Source organism: Simiduia sp. 21SJ11W-1, assembly GCF_024138675.1.
GTDB lineage: Bacteria > Pseudomonadota > Gammaproteobacteria > Pseudomonadales > Cellvibrionaceae > Simiduia.
On sequence record NZ_CP090959.1, the window covers coordinates 1928607 to 1945765 of the forward strand.

General features: G+C 53.1%; 15 protein-coding genes. 6 read left to right on the forward strand and 9 right to left on the reverse strand.

Annotation, left to right across the window (positions count from 1 at the left end; genetic code table 11):
• Positions 1 to 213 precede the first annotated feature (213 nt).
• Positions 214 to 2448 (reverse strand): NADP-dependent isocitrate dehydrogenase, encoded by a 2235-nt coding sequence (locus tag L1F30_RS08520; protein WP_253361620.1) that lies wholly within the window; start codon positions 2446 to 2448, stop codon positions 214 to 216.
• Between the two features lie 607 nt (positions 2449 to 3055).
• Here L1F30_RS08520 and L1F30_RS08525 point away from each other — a divergent pair.
• Positions 3056 to 5149, forward strand: a complete 2094-nt coding sequence (locus tag L1F30_RS08525; RefSeq protein ID WP_253361622.1) for a carboxy terminal-processing peptidase — start codon at positions 3056 to 3058, stop codon at positions 5147 to 5149.
• 64 nt (positions 5150 to 5213) lie between these two features.
• Positions 5214 to 6023, forward strand: a complete 810-nt coding sequence (gene xthA / locus L1F30_RS08530) for an exodeoxyribonuclease III (RefSeq protein ID WP_253361624.1) — start codon at positions 5214 to 5216, stop codon at positions 6021 to 6023.
• A 55-nt stretch (positions 6024 to 6078) separates the two neighbouring features.
• Here xthA and L1F30_RS08535 read toward each other — a convergent pair whose 3' ends face one another.
• A complete protein-coding gene (locus L1F30_RS08535; RefSeq protein ID WP_253361626.1) occupies positions 6079 to 8280 on the reverse strand; it encodes a response regulator in 2202 nt (733 codons plus the stop codon).
• Between the two features lie 154 nt (positions 8281 to 8434).
• On the opposite strand from L1F30_RS08535, the gene L1F30_RS08540 reads away from it, so the two are divergent.
• Genes L1F30_RS08540 through L1F30_RS08555 form a run of 4 tightly spaced genes read left to right on the forward strand, consistent with a single transcriptional unit; the run spans position 8435 to position 10077 of the window.
• Positions 8435 to 8953 carry a sigma-70 family RNA polymerase sigma factor gene (locus L1F30_RS08540; RefSeq protein ID WP_253361628.1) on the forward strand — a complete coding sequence of 173 codons (519 nt, stop codon included), beginning with the start codon at positions 8435 to 8437 and terminating at the stop codon, positions 8951 to 8953.
• Positions 8950 to 9312, forward strand: coding sequence for a hypothetical protein (locus L1F30_RS08545; RefSeq protein ID WP_253361630.1), 363 nt, complete (start codon positions 8950 to 8952; stop codon positions 9310 to 9312). Before L1F30_RS08540 ends, L1F30_RS08545 begins: the two co-directional genes overlap by 4 nt.
• Positions 9296 to 9556 (forward strand): hypothetical protein, encoded by a 261-nt coding sequence (locus tag L1F30_RS08550; protein ID WP_253361632.1) that lies wholly within the window; start codon positions 9296 to 9298, stop codon positions 9554 to 9556. Before L1F30_RS08545 ends, L1F30_RS08550 begins: the two co-directional genes overlap by 17 nt.
• Positions 9556 to 10077, forward strand: coding sequence for a DUF3106 domain-containing protein (locus tag L1F30_RS08555; protein ID WP_253361634.1), 522 nt, complete (start codon positions 9556 to 9558; stop codon positions 10075 to 10077). Before L1F30_RS08550 ends, L1F30_RS08555 begins: the two co-directional genes overlap by 1 nt.
• A gap of 16 nt (positions 10078 to 10093) precedes the next feature.
• Here the strand turns inward: L1F30_RS08555 and L1F30_RS08560 are convergent, their stop codons facing one another.
• From L1F30_RS08560 to lolA, 7 genes are all read right to left on the reverse strand, one after another.
• Positions 10094 to 10333 (reverse strand): hypothetical protein, encoded by a 240-nt coding sequence (locus L1F30_RS08560; protein WP_253361636.1) that lies wholly within the window; start codon positions 10331 to 10333, stop codon positions 10094 to 10096.
• 20 nt (positions 10334 to 10353) lie between these two features.
• On the reverse strand, positions 10354 to 11973 hold the full coding sequence (locus L1F30_RS08565) for a methyl-accepting chemotaxis protein (RefSeq protein ID WP_253361638.1): 1620 nt from the start codon (positions 11971 to 11973) through the stop codon (positions 10354 to 10356).
• Between the two features lie 148 nt (positions 11974 to 12121).
• Positions 12122 to 13498, reverse strand: a complete 1377-nt coding sequence (gene cysG / locus L1F30_RS08570) for a siroheme synthase CysG (protein ID WP_253361640.1) — start codon at positions 13496 to 13498, stop codon at positions 12122 to 12124.
• Positions 13498 to 14775, reverse strand: coding sequence for a serine--tRNA ligase (gene serS, locus L1F30_RS08575; RefSeq protein WP_253361642.1), 1278 nt, complete (start codon positions 14773 to 14775; stop codon positions 13498 to 13500). The genes cysG and serS overlap by 1 nt, the downstream gene beginning before the upstream one ends.
• An 18-nt stretch (positions 14776 to 14793) precedes the next feature.
• A complete protein-coding gene (gene crcB / locus L1F30_RS08580; RefSeq protein ID WP_253361644.1) occupies positions 14794 to 15168 on the reverse strand; it encodes a fluoride efflux transporter CrcB in 375 nt (124 codons plus the stop codon).
• Positions 15165 to 16520 carry a replication-associated recombination protein A gene (locus L1F30_RS08585; RefSeq protein WP_253361646.1) on the reverse strand — a complete coding sequence of 452 codons (1356 nt, stop codon included), beginning with the start codon at positions 16518 to 16520 and terminating at the stop codon, positions 15165 to 15167. Before L1F30_RS08585 ends, crcB begins: the two co-directional genes overlap by 4 nt.
• Positions 16513 to 17157: an outer membrane lipoprotein chaperone LolA gene (gene lolA, locus L1F30_RS08590; protein ID WP_253361649.1), complete on the reverse strand. Its 645-nt coding sequence runs from the start codon at positions 17155 to 17157 to the stop codon at positions 16513 to 16515. Before lolA ends, L1F30_RS08585 begins: the two co-directional genes overlap by 8 nt.
• Positions 17158 to 17159: the final 2 nt, after the last annotated feature.

Sequence of the window (17159 nt, forward strand, 5' to 3'; positions counted from 1 at the left end):
TGAGCCCGTTAATGAGCGCCCCTATACTTGCGGTTCGGTGATGCCACACGGCTAATCCTTGACTACAGAAACTTACTTCACGGCAGCTGCAACACGTACATCTTTGTTGCTGGCTCACACTGTGCTGGGCTTTGCTGGCCAATGCTGCACTTTAGGGCAAACAAAAAAGCCACCGTAACCGGTGGCTTTGGTCTAGCAAGTTAGCGTTTTTGGCTACTTGTGCGCAGCCGCCAGCAGTTTGTTCAAGGTTTGGCTTGGGCGCATGGCTTGCTCAACCTTGGCGGGTTCTGGCATGAAGTAGCCGCCCAGATCTACAGGTTCACCTTGGCAGTTGGTGAGCTCTTCTACAATCTTGGCTTCGTTTTCAGCCAAAGACTTGGCCAGATCTGCGAAGGCTGATTGCAGAGATGTGTCTTCAGTCTGTGCGGCCAATGCCTGTGCCCAGTAGAGCGCAAGGTAGAAATGGCTGCCACGGTTATCCAGCTCCCCTACTTTGCGCGATGGCGATTTACCGTTTACCAGCAGTTGCTCGGTGGCTTTATCCAGGGTTTTGGCCAGAATCTGTGCTTTGTTGTTGCCTTTTTTAGCGGCAACATCTTCAAAAGACACGGCCAGGGCCAAGAATTCACCTAATGAATCCCAACGTAGGTGGTCTTCTTCTGCAAATTGCTGCACGTGCTTGGGGGCCGAGCCGCCAGCGCCGGTTTCAAACAGGCCGCCACCTTGCATGAGCGGTACGATAGACAGCATCTTCGCACTGGTGCCCAGTTCAAGAATGGGGAACAAATCGGTGAGGTAGTCGCGCAGCACGTTACCGGTAACGGAAATGGTGTCTTCGCCGCGGCGCATACGCTCAAGGGTGTAGCGAATGGCGCTGTCTGGCGGAAGAATCTGGATGTTCAGGCCGCTGGTATCGTGATCTTGCAGGTACTTTTCAACCTTTTTGATCATTTCACGATCGTGGCCACGGTTCGGGTCGAGCCAGAACACTGCGGGCATGCCGCTGGCGCGAGCGCGGTTAACCGCCAATTTCACCCAATCCTGGATAGGCGCATCTTTGGCTTGGAACATGCGCCAAACATCGCCGGCTTCTACCTTGTCGTGTTGCAGTAACACTGTGCCATCTTCGGAAATAACGCGTACGGCGCCGCTGGCCGGCAATGTGAAGGTTTTATCGTGTGAGCCGTATTCCTCAGCCTTTTGTGCCATCAGGCCCACATTGGGCACTGTGCCCATGGTGCGTGGGTCGAAGGCATCATGGTGTTTACAGAAGTTGATTACTTCCTGGTAAATGGTGGCGTAGCAGGAATCCGGAATAACGGCCTTGGTGTCTTGCAGCTTGCCGTCGGCGCTCCACATTTTTCCGCCCGCGCGAATCATGGCTGGCATAGAAGCATCAACAATGATGTCGCTGGGTACGTGCAGGTTGGTAATGCCTTTATCGGAATCAACCATGGCCAGCATTGGGCGGCGCTCGTAGCATTTGCGGAAATCGTATTCGATTTCAGAGCGCTTGGAGTAGCCAAGGCTATCCACTTTTTGCAATACAGAGCCAATGCCGTCGTTGGGGTTTACGCCCAGCTCTTTAAGGGTTTTGGCGTGTTTTTCCCATGCATCTTTAAAGTACACGGTTACCGCATGGCCAAATACGATGGGGTCTGAAACCTTCATCATGGTGGCCTTCATGTGCAGTGAGAACAGAAGGCCTGCGTTGCGGGCACCTTCCATCTCCTCGTCGAGGAACTTGCGCAGGGCTTTAGTGCTCATGAACTGGGCGCTGATCACTTCATCGGCCTGAATGTTTACTTCTTTCAGCTGGGTGATCTTGCCGCCCTCTTCTACCAGCTCTATGCGTACTTTTTGGGCCTTGGTAGAGGTGGTGGAGATATCGCTGGAGTAGAAGTCACCCTCGCGCATGTGCGCCACGTGGGTGCGCGAAGCCTGGCTCCATTTACCCATTGAATGGGGGTTGCTGCGGGCATAGGCTTTTACCGCCGCAGGCGCGCGGCGATCTGAGTTACCTTCACGCAATACGGGGTTCACCGCGCTGCCCAATACTTTGGCGTAGCGGGCCTTTATGTCTTCTTCTTCCGCGTTTTTAGGCGCATCCGGGTAGTTGGGGAGCTTGTAACCTTTGGCCTGCAGCTCTGCAATGGCGGCGTTCAGCTGTGGGATTGAGGCGCTGATGTTTGGCAGCTTGATGATGTTGGTATCTGGCTCCTGGGTCAGCTCGCCCAGCTCTTTCAGCGCATCGGGAACGCGTTGTTGTTCAGTTAAGTACTCGGGGAAACCGGCCAAAATACGTGCAGCCAGTGAAATGTCGCTGGTTTCTACTTCGATATCGGCAGCAGCGGCAAAGGTGTTCACGATAGGCAGCAACGAATAGGTTGCCAGCGCTGGTGCTTCGTCTGTTTTGGTGTAGATAATCTTGGATTTTTGATCTGTCATTTTATCCCCATTTATGCGTCCGGCTGACCTGGCAAGACTTGCTGGTCACGCCCCTTTAAAATCTGCGTGCGGATCATACAGAAACTTGCGTGGAAATTATAGGTTGTAAAAATACTACAGCCTGCACCAAGTTGAGGCGTACTGGCAGCGAAAAGCCATCAAAACACTGTAAAACCCCTGTTTTAACGCTATTTTAGGGTAGCCTTGCTACACCCAGATTGGCCCTGGCGCCTACGGAATGGGTACCGTTAAGCCAAACTACGGGGTGGAACTCTTATTAATAGGCGGCTGTCTTAGGTGTGTTTGGCCGTTTGTCGCGTAAAACCGTGGCCGTAGCGCAAGGCTGCGTGATAGCCCTGCTTGCACGGCCCGTATTTGCTAAGCTAGAGAGACGTTTCAGGGTAGCGCCCCTAGTAAACCTGCAGGGCAGCGGGTTTCGGGCAAAACCTGATCGATAAATGCACCTATACACATGCACAAGCGTAAAAAGTAAGATACATAAACAGGTTCTGTCAGTCACAGGCGTACTCTGCTTGCAGCTATTGGCCCTAAGGCCTAAGCCTGCGTGCAAGGGCGGTGAATAGAACAACTTACATACAGGTAGCTCATGAGAAGTAAACTTCTGTTAATCACAGCGCTGTTGTGGTCGGTTTCCAGCCTGGCCGCAGTGGATAACACCCCTACCCTAGCTTTCACTGAATCCCAGGCGAAAACTGCCGTTGAGATTATTGACAAGCTTTCGAACCGTCACTATCGGAAGCTGTCGTTAAATGATGACCTTTCCAGTGAATACCTTGATAAGTTGTTAGAAACCCTAGACCCAGGGAAAGCGTATTTTTATGCGGCAGATGTTAAGAAATTCGAGCGCTTGAGGTCGGAATTTGATGACTTCTTTGCCAAGGGTGATTTGGCGCCCGGTTTTGAGATCTATAACCTCTACCGCGACCGTGTGGGGTCGCGCCTGCAAGCCATGATTGCCGAGCTGGAAGACCCGGATACGCAGTTTGACTTCACCCAAGATGAGTACCTTGAAAGCGATAGAGAGGCCGCCCCTTGGCCAAAAGATAAGGCTGCATCTGATGAGTTGTGGCGCAAGCGTGTTAAGGCTGCAGTGCTTTCATTGAAGCTTTCGGGCAAAACCGTAGACGAAGCTAAAACCACACTGGTGCGCCGCTACAAAAATCAGCTCACCCGCCTGCAACAGCAAGATCACGAAGACGTGTTTGAAACGCTGATTAACGCGCTGACACTGCTGTACGATCCTCATACCAACTATCTTTCTCCGCGCACACTGGAGAATTTTAATATCAATATGTCTTTGTCTTTAGAGGGCATTGGCGCGGTGCTGCAATCTGAAGATGAGTTTACAAAAATTGTACGCTTAGTTGCCGCAGGCCCCGCCGATAAATCCGGCCAGCTGAAACCTGCAGACAAAATTTTGGCTGTAGGCCAAGGTAAGGATGGCGAGCTGGTAGACATCGTGGGTTGGCGTTTAGACGAAGTGGTACAGCTCATTCGCGGCGAACCCAACACCATTGTGCGCTTGCAGGTTCAGCCCGCCAATGAAGATGCCACCGCAATTAAAGTGGTAACCATCAACCGTGAGCGTGTGAAACTCGAAGAGCAGGCGGCCAAAAAGGCCGTGTTTGAACTAAAAGATGGCGATAACACCTATAAATTAGGCGTTATTGATATTCCGGCGTTCTACCTGGATTTTGAGGCCTACCGTAAACGCGACCCCAACTACAAAAGCACAACCCGCGATGTAATGAAGTTATTGCGCGAGCTGGAGCAAGAGCAGGTAGATGGCATTATTTTGGATTTGCGAAATAATGGCGGCGGCTCTTTGCAGGAGGCCACAACCCTTACCGATCTGTTTATTGATCCGGGCCCGGTTGTGCAAATCCGTCAGTCGAATGAAACTATTTCGCGTTTTCACCGGTCCCGTTCACGAGCGCTCTACCGTGGGCCGTTATTGGTACTCATTAACCGCCTAAGTGCTTCGGCATCTGAAATTTTTGCAGGTGCCATACAAGATTACGGCCGCGGCATTATTGTGGGTTCACAATCTTTTGGCAAAGGTACGGTGCAATCTTTAACCGGCTTGCAGGAAGGCCAGCTCAAGATTACCGAATCCAAGTTTTACCGGGTGTCGGGCGAGAGCACGCAGCACCGGGGTGTAATCCCGGATATTACCCTGCCCAACCTTATTGATGATGCTGAAGTGGGCGAAAGTGCTTATGAAAATGCCCTCCCCTGGGACAAAATTCACCCAGTGCCCCATGAAAAGTACTACAACATCACGCAGCTCATGAAGGATATAAACCCCCAGCATGAATCGCGTGTGGCCATGAGCCCGGATTTCAACTTCCTGCGCGATCAGCTCTCTTTGGTGGCCGAGCTTAAAGAGAAGAAACGTTTGTCTTTAAACGAGAAGAAACGGCTGGCCGAGAAAGACGCCCTTGATAAGCGCAACTTGGAAAGTGAAAACGCCCGCCGCGTGGCCAAAGGCGAGAAACCCTACGCCAGCATTAAGGAGCTGAAGGATGCGAGCGAGGCAGAAAACACAGAAGCGCTAAGTGGCACTGTACAAATAGATACTGAAAAAGATGCCATGTTACGTGAAGCAGGCTTTGTATTGGCCGATTTCATTGCAAGCCAACGTGAGGAATCTGCCAGCAAGCTTGCTGATTTTCGCTGAAGGATGACCTGACGGAAAAAGAGCCCTAAAATAGGGCTCTTTTTTTTGCCCGGCTAATTTCCCTATGAAGAATATAGTGTCGTTTAACATCAATAGTTTGCGTGCGCGTATGCCCCAATTAGAGGCTATTATCGCCAAACACCAGCCAGACATTATTGGCCTGCAGGAAACCAAGGTACAAGACAAGGATTTCCCGCTGGCAGCCATTGAGGCGCTGGGTTATCACGCCGTGTTCCATGGCCAAAAAACGCACTATGGCGTTGCCCTTTTGTCTCGCGATGCGCCCATCAGCACGCTGAAAGGCTTTGAAGGCGATACAGAAGACGCCCAGCGGCGCTTTGTGGGCGCAGAATTTGTACGCAACGGCAAGCCCTTGTGGGTTTACAACGGCTACTTTCCCCAAGGCGAGAACCAAAAGCACGAAACAAAATACCCAGCCAAACGCAAATTTTACCAAGACTTGCTCGCGCATTTAGAGCGCAACCATAAGCCCTGCGACCAGATAATCGTGATGGGCGATATCAACATTTCGCCAACAGATTTGGACATAGGTATTGGCGAGCCGAATCGCAAGCGTTGGTTAAGGGATGGTAAATGCAGTTTTTTGCCTGAAGAGCGTGAGTGGTTGGGCAAATTGCTGGATTGGGGCCTGATTGATAGTTTTCGGCACCATCATCCAGAGACTAATAATCGTTTCAGTTGGTTTGACTACCGCAGCCGTGGTTTTGAAGACACACCAAAACGTGGCCTGCGTATAGATGCCATCTTATGTACTGAAAGCATGCTAGAAAACAGCGTTAAAGCCGACGTAGATTACGACATACGCGCAATGGAAAAACCCTCTGACCATGCGCCTATCTTTTTGGCCTGGTAAGGCCGGGCGGGCAGCTAGATTAACAGGTTTAACGGCCCCGCCCTCGCCGTTGCTGCTAGTCACTTTTCCCTAGCCAGCGCTTTAAGCTGAGCTCAAGCTGTTCGTAACTTACGGGCTTTGCAAGGTAATCGCTCATGCCCGCGGCGAAGCATTTTGATTGATCGCTTTTACCTGCGTGGGCAGTCATGGCAATAATGGGTAGCGGGTTCTCTGTGCCCTGCTCAGCTTCTTGTTTTCGGATGGCTGCTGTGGCTGTGTAGCCATCCATTTCTGGCATTTGGCAATCCATCAACACCAGGTTATACATTTGCTCTTCAAGGGCTGCCAGTGCTTCCTTGCCGTTGTTGGCCAGTGTTACTTTATAACCAAGTTTTTGTAGCATACCTTTGCTTACCATCTGGTTAACCCGGTGATCATCTACCAGCAGAATACGCTTACCCACGCCCTGTTTGTGATCGTGCTGATGGCCAATTTGGGGTTGTTCCTCGGTTTTGATCAGGGCCTCTACTACAGCCTGATGCAGGTTGCCACGCAACACAGGCTTAAGCAAATTGATTAAGTGTGGCTGGTTAAATAACGCGGCCACATCGGATTTGGCGCGCTGCTGTAAGGTGGTTACCAGCACTTGAGGCAGCTTGGCAAATGCTTCAGTTGCCAGTAGCCGCTTGGCAAGTTCTACCAGCTCAAGTGACTTCACCAAGGTATAGATCAGCACGCCGTCAAATGGCGCCTCTTGGGTATTGGCGTCTTCCAGTAAATTAATTGCGGCATCTGCATCTTGCGCTGTATCCAGTTGCATGCCCCAGGTTTCCATTTCTATCAGGAAAGAGTCTTCAATGGATTTTGGAATTCCCACAAGCAACATTTTCTTGTTGCGTAATTGAGGGTTAACCGCCAGGCTTTTTGGCGACTTGCTTGTGGTCTCAAGGGTAATGTTGAAATAGTACTGGGTGCCAAGCCCCGGTTCTTCAAAAACTTGTAGCGAGCCATTCATGCACTCAGCCAAACCTTTACACAGGGTAATGCCAAGTGGGATGTCGTCGCCTTGCTTATTGGTGCCCTCAGCACCATCTATGTCTTTCTCAGTGTTTGAAATCTCGGCATGCTGATCTACCACGGTAATCTGAAGTTCGCCTTGCTCGTTACTTTTCAATACGAATTCGGATTTAAAGAACACATCGCCACTGCTGGAGTATTTAATGGCGTGGCTTAACAGGTTGATTAGCACTTGCTGTAATCGCTGTGCGTCGCCTTTTACGCGCACAGGGGTTTCGCTGTCGAGCACATGATTCAATTCAACTTCCTGTTGGTAGGCGTCGTGCGAAACATCTTCTACCACATGCTCTATCAGCTTCCAAAGGTTGAATATGGAGTGATCCAGCACAAGGTTTTCGTTGGAGGCGTTGGAAAAATCGATGGCGCTGTGAACCAGGTTTAGCTGACGTTCGCCAGCCTTATTGGCAAGTGCAAGCAGTTCCCGTTGTGAGGGCGTCAACTCGCTGTCATCGAGCAGGCTCAGTGCACCTAAAATATCGTTAAGTGAAGTTCTGAGTTCGCCGCCAAAGCGTGTGAGGAAGGTGTTTTTTAACTCTGCCGCCGCCTCTGAATCACGTTTTTCAAGCTCCAGGCTTTTGGCGTGCTGATCCAGATTAAACTGGGCTTCAAGCCTGTCCCAGTAAGTGCGCGAGGTAACCTCCCCCTGATGATCCAGCAGCAGGTAGAACACGAGCATGGTAATGCCATAGATATAGCCCTCCCAGGTGCCTAGCAAGATCGCCACGCCGGCGGCAGGAATTTGGCCAATAAACAGGTATAAACCCAGAAAACGGCGATACGGCGCAAACACATTTGCCACACTTGAATAAAACACCACTGAGTACAGCCATATGAGCAGTGTGTCGTTTTGCATGCCTACCACCCAGGTGATAGAGACGATAATCACGCTCCACCAGCCAGCACCGACGAATGAGGCCCAAAAGTAGTGGGTGCGCCAACGCGCAGGTGCCCTTGGGTAAAGGCTTTCAAAGCGAAACAGAAAGTAGCCGCGCCAGAGCGTGATCAAGAGCAGGCCAACGGCCAAACCCGTGGCATAATTGGGCACTTGCTTGTAAAAATCACCTAATGCCAGGCACAGCAAAAACGCGAATAGATTTAGAATCAGGCCTCGGCGGCTGTATTTCGCCATGCGGGCGTCAGTTTCCCGCATGATTTTCCGGTCTTTCTGAACCTTGTTAGCCGGAATGAAAAGTTGCAGCATAGGGCTCCCTTAGGATTGTTGGCCTGTAAGTGGTGGCCAGGCATTGTAGGACGGCGATTGGGCGCTGTGAAATATTTTATATCTGTGTCAACCAATTGTGGCCTGGCGCGTTTAATGGAATGAATAATAGCTAATCTGGGGCGTTTGGGCGGCGTTGAAGCACAGCATACTTAACCGGTTTTTGCAGGCGCATGAGGTTCAGGCGTTCAAGATTGCTCGCGCAGCGGTGGGTAGTCACGATGACGCCCTGGATATAGTGCAAGATACCATGCTTAGTTTGTGCAAAAATTATTCAGCCAAGCCTGAATCCGAGCTGGCGCCATTGTTTTTCCGGATGCTCAATAACCGCATTATGGATCACTTCCGCCAGGTCAAATCCCGCAGCCAATGGCTGCAGGAGGCAGACCCTGCCCGCCCGGAGCCCGATGCACAAGACGGCAGTGCCGCTGAAGGCCTGCGTGCGTTACTGAGCGAAAGGCAGTTAGCGGCGGTATCTGAGGCGCTAGCCCAGTTGCCAGCTAGGCAACAGGAAGCTTTTTTGTGGCGCAGCTGGGAGGGCCAAAGCACCGCTCAAACGGCAGCGCATATGGGCTGCACCGAAGGCAGCGTAAAAACCCACTACTCGAGGGCGCTCACCTCTATGCGCCAGGCGTTATCAGGTTTATGGCCATGACAGACGACAAACTACCAATAGATATTGAAGGCCAGCGCCAACAGCGGGCATTTCAGGCGTTTACCCAAAGCTTGCCCGAGGCCGTTGAGGTAGACGACGCTCTTCGCGCGCGCCTGGCGGCTATGCGGGCTGACGCTCTGGCAAAGGCTACAGGCAATAAGCGGCCTGCCCTATTGCCTTGGGCTGCTGCAGCATCTGTGCTTGTGATGTTGAGCTGGGTAGCCTTTCAGGGCAGCAATACAGCTCCGGCGTTCGAGCCCGAACTGGCGCTGGTTACTGAGCTTGAAAACCCGGATGTTGATATGGAATTAATTGATGACCTGGAATTTTATGAGTGGCTCAGTGAGCTGGAAGGCTAGTTTTGCCCGCCGGATATTTGGGCTTGCGGCTTGTGCTTTGTGGCACAGTGGCGTTGCGGCAAAAGAGCCCATAGACCCGGAGCTATTTAGCTTTTTGGGGGGCTGGGAGGCCAGTGAAGAAGAAGCCTATACCCCGCTTGAATGGCTGGAAATTTTAGATGCTACCGCTTTCGATGATAACCCCGGTGAAATTGAAGACCCGCAGGACAGTGAGCAGCAAACCGACAGTGAGAGGCTTGAGTGATGAATAAACGAAACCCATTCAAATGGCCCGTCACGCTTATTGCCTGGTTTATCTGCAGCTGGTGCACACCCCTGGGCGCGGCAGAGGTTAACTGGCAAAGTTTGAGTGCCGATCAGCAGCAGCTGCTTGGCGCCTATGAGGCGGGCTGGGCGGATTTGCCGGAAGAAAAGCAACGCCAGCTTCTGCGTGGTGTAGAGCGTTACCAGGCTATGTCGCCAGATGAACAGGCACAAGCGAAAGCGCGGCTTAAGCGTTGGCAGCAGTTACCTGAAGCCGAAAAGCTGAGGCTCAAGGAGCGGTTTCAAAAATTCAGGGATTTGCCACCGGAAGAACGCCAGCGGTTAAGGCGCGCCCACCAACGCTTTAAACAGTTGTCGCCCCAGCAGCGTGAGCGTTTAAAGCGGCGTTGGCAGCGCATGAGCCCGGAGCAGCGGCAAAATATGCGCGAGCGTTTAAGGAATATGACTCCCGAACAGCGCGAAGCCTTTAAAGAAAAAATGCAGCAACGCCGCAAACAGTAGCCAAGCAAGTGTGGGTTTAGGCCTCTACATCGATGGCTTTATCGCCCCGGCGACGGTCGTGACCGGTGCGCAACTCAATTAAGGGTCGCCGGTAGGCGCGCCCTCTGCGGCGCTGCTTACGGCGCCGCTCACGGGTAGGAAGGTTTTCCGGTAGCTGCACGGGGCGTTCAACAGGCACCTCTTTCGGCAGGGTTTCGCTGACGGGTGTGACCCTTGTGGTTTCCACGGGCTTGCTGGTAATTCTAATGTCGGACATAGGTTGGGCTCCTGCTGAGCTTATACCCTAAATTGCGCCGCCACCGTTTTCAACTGATCAGCCAAACCTTGCAAAGATGTACTAAGCGCGGCAACTTGCTCGGTGTTTTCTTGCGCAACCTTCGAGGCATCGCGCATTTTAATGACATTGCCCTGAATGCTTTTGGCAAAGGTTTGCTGCTCTTCGGTGGCTGCGGCTATTTGCTGGTTCATATCGGTAATAGATGTCACCTTGCTGGTGATGGCATCCAGGGAGTGGCCTGTGTCGCTGGCTTGATCCACACTGCGTTTGGCCCCTGCTTTGCCGGTTTCCATAACCTGTACCGCTTCACGGGCGGCCGATTGCAGCTGTTCGATGACGGTTTGGATTTCGTGGGTGGATTCCTGTGTGCGTGAGGCCAGCGTTCTTACCTCATCGGCCACCACGGCAAAGCCCCTGCCCTGCTCACCGGCACGAGCGGCTTCAATGGCGGCGTTGAGTGCCAGTAAATTGGTTTGCTCGGCAATGCCTTTGATCACATCCAAAATGCCGGCAACGCTCTCTGTGTCTGCTTCCAGTTTTACAATCACCACGGCTGCGCGCTCAACCTCTGTGGCCAGCCGGTTAATGGTTTGCACTGTGTCGTTCACAATTTTAAGCCCGGCCTGGGCTTCGGTGTCGGCATCGGTGGCGGCTTGCGCTGCGGTGCCTGCATTAGTGGCAACGTTGTTAACGCTGCGCATCATGTCATCCATGGCGTGGGTGACGCGTTCGGAAGATTGAGATTGCTCTGTTGATAAGCGTTCCGACTCATGGGATACGCCGTTTAAGCGCTCGGCCACATCGGTGAGCGGTGCAATAACCTGCATCACCTCGCCAATGGTGTGATGCAGTTTATCTACAAAAGTATTGAACCAACCCACCAGTTCGCCTAGCTCATCGTGCGAGTTTTTACGCAGCCGGCGGGTTAAATCACCCTCGCCCTGGGCGATGTCTTTAAGTGACTTGGTAATCACGTTGACATTACTGGTGATGATCAGCGCAATACTGATTGAAATGGCCAACAATAAAGCAACCATAACCAAGCCCACTATCAGGCCTACCTTTACATTGCTCTGCTCGGTTTCTGTGGCCTGGGCCACGGTATCTTTAAAGCTTGCCTGGCTTTGGTCACGAAATTCTTTGAAAGCGTTGTCTACCCGGTTTAGCGCTTTATTCCGGCGTTCGGCAATAGCGGCCAGTTGGCTGAAATCTACTGTGCCGTCAATCATGCTGGCTGTCAGGCTGTAGGAAATCTCAAGGTAGGCCTCAAGTTCAGATTCCATATCGCCAATCTGGGTTTGCCTGTTTGGCAACAAACCCCGCATGCGATTCATGTTGTCGCCAATGGTTTCACCCATGCGCTTGGCATTTTCCAGCATGTCCATTTCACCGGTGCTGGCTGCGGTGCTCATGGTTTCGTTCATGCGATCGAGGGTGACGATATTGGCCTGTGCCAGCTCCAGTACCGGGAAATACACGTCTTGAATGAGGTTAAGGCGCTCGACGTTTTTGAATCCTGAATTGATGGTAAACATCAAATACAGGGCAAAGCCCGTAATCCCCACCGCCGGGATGAGCAGGATCTTATATTTGATACTGATATGACTAAGCCACTTCATAGCTGCATTTTGCCCTTAGTTCACTGCCTTATAAGCATAGCCAATAACCCCACTGGCGCTACTTGCGATCATCTACGGGGGTTATCGGCTTTTTAGAACAGAGCTTTAACAAAAACCAGGCCAGTGGGGCTTGCCGGCTATAAGGCAGCTAGTTGGGCTGGTACCAGGCCAGGGCCTTCTGAAGCGCCACAACCCCGCCGATGATCAATAAGGTGGGCGCATGGATGCGGGTTTCCTCGGCGAGTGCCGGCAGTGTGGCCAAGGTGCCGGAATGAACCCTTTGGGCCCGTGTTGTGCCTCGCTCTACAAGGGCTGCCGGTGTTGCAGGGCTCTTGCCATGCTTGATGAGTGTGTTGCAGATAGTTTCAAGCCCGTGCAGGCTCATGTAAAACACCAAGGTTTGCCCTTCAGCCACCAATTCTGCCCAGCGAATGTTGGGTTGATTGTCTTTCAGATGGCCGGTAATAAAGCGCACCGATTGCGCGTGATCGCGATGGGTAAGCGGAATACCCGCATAGGCCGCGCAGCCTGAGGCGGCGGTAATGCCTGGCACCACCTCAAATGGCACTTTTTCAGCGGCCAGTAGCTCAATTTCTTCACCGCCGCGCCCGAAGATGAATGGGTCACCCCCTTTCAGGCGCAACACCCGTTTACCCTCTTTTGCGAGATTAACTAATAGCTGATTAATCTGCCCCTGCGGCACGGCGTGTTCTGCGCGTTGCTTGCCCACGTAGATGCGATCTGCATCGCGGCGCACTTTATCCATGATTTCCGGTGACACCAGCCGATCATAAAGCACCACATCGGCCTGCTGCATGAGCTGTAGTGCCCGCAGCGTCAAAAGATCTGGCGCGCCCGGCCCTGCGCCCACCAGGTAGACCTCACCCCTTGGCGCTTCATCTTGCTCGAGCATGGCCAGCGCTTGGCTTTCTGCCTCGGCAACTTGGCCCTTGGCGGCCAAATTCGCCACCGGGCTATCAAGCAGCCGCTCCCAGAAGCTGCGCCTGCGCGGCTCTGGCAATTTGGCTTTTACCCGCTCGCGCAGGCCATCGGCGAAGTTTGCAATGCGCCCAAGGCTTTCAGGTACCAGCGCCTCAATGGTTTGGCGCAATCGCCGCGCCAACACAGGGGCCGCACCGCCACTTGAAATGGCAACCACCAGCGGGCTTCTGTCGATGATTGCGGGCGTGATTACCGAACAGAGGGCGCGCTCATCCACCACGTTTACGGGTAGAAAACGCGCTTTGCAGGCCTGTGAGATTTCGGTGTTGAGGGTGTGATTATCGGTAGCGCTTATTACCAGGCAGACGCCATCAAGATCTGATGGCTGATATTTGCGTGGGTGCCACTGGCCGCCGCCTTCGATAACCAGCGCTTGCAGCTCAGCCACGGCATCCGGTGCCACCAGCTGAATGCGGGCCTGTGCCTTACTCAGCAGGCGCGCCTTTCTAAGCGCAACCTGCCCGCCGCCTACCAGCAGCACAGGTTGCTTGCGCAAATCGAAGAAAAACGGAAAGTAGTCCATTAACCGAGATGGGTTTTGCCGCCCATGTAGGGTTGCAGCACATCGGGTATGGCCACGCTGCCATCGGCTTGCTGATAGTTTTCAAGCACGGCCAGCAATGTGCGGCCAATGGCGAGGCCTGAGCCGTTGAGGGTGTGCAATAGCTCCACTTTGTTGGTTTCAGGGTTGCGGTAGCGCGCCTTCATGCGCCGGGCCTGGAAGTCGCGGAAGTTAGAGCATGAAGAAATTTCGCGGTATTTCTCCTGGCTGGGCAGCCATACCTCAATGTCGTAGGTTTTGGCGGCAGAGAAACCGATGTCGCCACCACACAGCACCACCGTACGGAACGGCAGAGCGAGCTTCTTCAAAATCGCTTCGGCACAGCCCAATAAAGATTCGAGCGCCTCGTCTGATTGATCGGGCCGTACAAATTGCACCAGTTCTACTTTCTCAAACTGGTGTTGGCGAATCATGCCGCGGGTATCGCGCCCGTGGGAGCCGGCCTCACTGCGAAAACACGGTGTGTGGCACACAAGTTTCATGGGCAGCGGGGTTTTGGCGTCAAGAATTTCATCGCGCAAAAGATTGGTTACCGGCACTTCGGCTGTGGGTATCAGGTAAAACTCGCGCTCATCGTTCAGCTTGAACAGGTCTTCTTCAAACTTGGGTAGCTGCCCTGTGCCGTAGAGCGAATCTTTGTTCACAATAAAGGGCACATACACTTCTTCATAGCCGTGCTCGTTTTGGTGCACATCAAGCATGAATTGAATGAGTGCGCGATGAAGGCGTGCGATGTCGCCCCGCATTACCGCAAACCGTGCGCCGGTGATCTTGGCCGCCACTTCGAAATCCAGGCCGCCGTGCTGGGCGCCCAGCTCTACGTGATCTTTCACCTCAAAATCAAACCGCTTGGGCTCGCCCCAGCGCCGGATTTCGACGTTGTCGTCTTCGTTTGCGCCCTCGGGTACATCATCGGCAGGAATGTTCGGCACGCCCGCTAAAAAGGCATCCAGTTCACCCTGCACGCTATTGAGGTTGGCCTCGGCATCGCTCAGTTGTGATTTCAGGTTTTCAACTTCAGCCAGCAGCGGCGCTATGTCTTCACCCTTTGCTTTGGCCTGGCCGATGGATTTTGAGCGGGTGTTGCGCTCTTGCTGCAGGCTCTCTGTGGTAGCCTGAATGCTCCGGCGGCGTTCTTCCAGGGCTTTAATGGCCGCGACATCCAGCGTAAAACCGCGCTTTTTCAGCTTTTCGGCCACTTCTTCTGGGTTGGTTCTAACGTACTTAGAGTCAAGCATGGGGAAATCGGTCTCGTATTACAGGTATTCGCTGGTGATTTTGATGGCAAGAGAAACGGCAATGATACAGCTGGTCACACTCAGGAGTACATAGCCCAGGGCCATGAGGGTGGCGCCGTTTCGCATAAGGCTGAACGCATCCAGTGAGAAGGCCGAAAAGGTGGTAAAAGCGCCGAGGAAGCCCGTCATGAGCAGATGCCGAAGCACCGGGTGGTAGCTGCCGCGTTCAATGAGCCACACATAGGCCACGCCCATGAGTGCCGAGCCCACCAAATTAACCATGAGTGTGGGCAGCGGCACGCGCTGCTCAAACACCGGGTAAAGCCATAGGTTCACCGCGTAGCGTGCCACGGCACCCAAGGCACCACCGGCAGCGATGGCCAGCCAGATCACAGGTCAAGCTCCGGCCAGCGCTTATGGGGGCTTTGCCTGTCGAGTTCGGCAAGCCTTTCAAGCTTTTCAGCGATTTTTATTTCAAGCCCTCGGCTAACCGGCTTGTAATAGCGCCGGCGGCTGATGGCCTCTGGCAGATAATTTTCACCGGCGGCGTAGGCATCTGGTTCATCGTGTGCGTAGCGATATTGCGCACCATAACCTTCGCTTTTCATCAGTTTGGTGGGCGCATTGCGCAGGTGCAGTGGCACATCAAAGCTTGGGTCTGCTTTTACATCGGCCATGGCCTGGTTAAAGGCTTTGTACACGGCGTTACTTTTGGGGGCGGCCGCCAGGTAGGTGAGCGCCTGGGCTATGGCAAGCTCCCCTTCGGGGCTGCCCAGGCGCGATTGGACATCCCATGCAGAGAGGGCGATATCCAGTGCGCGCGGGTCTGCGTTGCCGATATCTTCACTGGCCATGCGCACCACCCGCCGGGCCACATAGAGAGGGTCGCAACCGCCATCAAGCATGCGGGCAAACCAGTAGAGCGCGCCATCTGGATTGGAGCCGCGCACCGATTTATGCATGGCTGAAATCTGGTCGTAAAATTTATCGCCGCCTTTATCAAAGCGACGCACATCACTCTTTAAGACTTCTTCCACAACCGCATCTGAAATAGTTGCACCCTGCGCATGGGTTTCTGCAAGATCTGCCGCAATTTCCAGCAAGTTTAACAGCCGCCTGGCGTCACCATCTGCGGCGTTACACAGCTTGGCTTTAACCTCTTGGGTTAGCTGAAGGTTTAATTTGCCGAGCCCGTTTTCAGCATCAGAGACCGCGCGCTCAACCAGCTGCATCAGTGCTGCGTCATCCAGGCCGCGCAACACATACACGCGGCAGCGCGACAGCAGCGCGTTGTTGAGTTCGAAACTGGGGTTTTCTGTGGTGGCGCCAACAAAAATAAACGTGCCATCTTCTATGTAGGGTAAAAAGGCATCTTGCTGGCTTTTATTGAACCTGTGCACCTCATCGACAAACAGCAAGGCTTTTTGATTGTGGGTTTGGCGGCGCTGCTTGGCTTGTTCAACCACGGCGCGAATGTCTTTCACGCCGGCCATAACAGCAGAGAGCGTGAAGAAACAAGCGTCAACCTGGTTTGCCAGCATGCGTGCAAGGGTTGTTTTGCCCACCCCGGGCGGGCCCCATAAAATCATGGAGTGAATTTGCCCGCCGCTTAAGCACTCTCGCAGGGGTTTACCTTCACCCAGCAGATGCTGTTGGCCTACATAGTCTTCCAGTACTGTTGCTCTTAATCGTGCAGCCAGCGGTTGGTAGCCTTGCGCACTGGCCTCAAAAAGATCGTTAGTCATTCTGAATAATGTCGGTACCGGCCGGTGGTGCAAATTCAAAGTGGCTATCGGGTAGCTCGGTGTTGAGCGCAACTTGGCTAAAACTGAATTTAGTGACGTTGCCGGCCTTATCAAACAGCACCATGGCCACCAGGGTTTCGCCTTTAAAGTGGGCCTCTATACGCTTGAAATCTGCGGTGTTGCTGCGGCTAATTAGCTGGAACGCTGATTGCTGATTGTTGCTTTCAAGTTTGCTGACATCGTATTGGCTTGCAATTTTGGCGCTGTCGCCGCTCAGTAAAACGGCGGGCGTTTGCGCCATTTTTTCACTGATCTTGCTCACGCTTGCCTGCTCAAGGTCGGGATCATAGAGCCATAATTGCTGGCCATTGCTCACAAGGGTTTGCGGGAAAGGTGTTTGCGTGAGCCATTTGAATTTGCCGGGCTTTTTTACGGCAAACTGGCCTTCACTTGCCTGCAAGGCATTGCCTTTGGCATCTTGTAGCGATTGTTCAAAATTGCCCTCGGCGCTACGCATGTTGTTTAACACTTTGGTCAGGTCGTCAACCGGTGCGGCGTGAGTGCAAACGCTTGCCAGCAAGGCGCAGGCCGTTAACAGCTGCCTGGCAAAACAATTCACTGCGTGGGTGGCTTTCATAA

Bases quoted from the DNA above. Each gene is read 5' to 3' on its own strand.
- L1F30_RS08520 (WP_253361620.1), bottom strand. From the start codon at position 2,448: ATGACAGATCAAAAATCCAAGATTATCTACACCAAAACAGACGAAGCA.
- L1F30_RS08525 (WP_253361622.1), top strand. From the start codon at position 3,056: ATGAGAAGTAAACTTCTGTTAATCACAGCGCTGTTGTGGTCGGTTTCC.
- xthA (WP_253361624.1), top strand. From the start codon at position 5,214: ATGAAGAATATAGTGTCGTTTAACATCAATAGTTTGCGTGCGCGTATG.
- L1F30_RS08535 (WP_253361626.1), bottom strand. From the start codon at position 8,280: ATGCTGCAACTTTTCATTCCGGCTAACAAGGTTCAGAAAGACCGGAAA.
- L1F30_RS08545 (WP_253361630.1), top strand. From the start codon at position 8,950: ATGACAGACGACAAACTACCAATAGATATTGAAGGCCAGCGCCAACAG.
- L1F30_RS08555 (WP_253361634.1), top strand. From the start codon at position 9,556: ATGAATAAACGAAACCCATTCAAATGGCCCGTCACGCTTATTGCCTGG.
- L1F30_RS08560 (WP_253361636.1), bottom strand. From the start codon at position 10,333: ATGTCCGACATTAGAATTACCAGCAAGCCCGTGGAAACCACAAGGGTC.
- L1F30_RS08565 (WP_253361638.1), bottom strand. From the start codon at position 11,973: ATGAAGTGGCTTAGTCATATCAGTATCAAATATAAGATCCTGCTCATC.
- cysG (WP_253361640.1), bottom strand. From the start codon at position 13,498: ATGGACTACTTTCCGTTTTTCTTCGATTTGCGCAAGCAACCTGTGCTG.
- serS (WP_253361642.1), bottom strand. From the start codon at position 14,775: ATGCTTGACTCTAAGTACGTTAGAACCAACCCAGAAGAAGTGGCCGAA.
- L1F30_RS08585 (WP_253361646.1), bottom strand. From the start codon at position 16,520: ATGACTAACGATCTTTTTGAGGCCAGTGCGCAAGGCTACCAACCGCTG.
- lolA (WP_253361649.1), bottom strand. From the start codon at position 17,157: ATGAAAGCCACCCACGCAGTGAATTGTTTTGCCAGGCAGCTGTTAACG.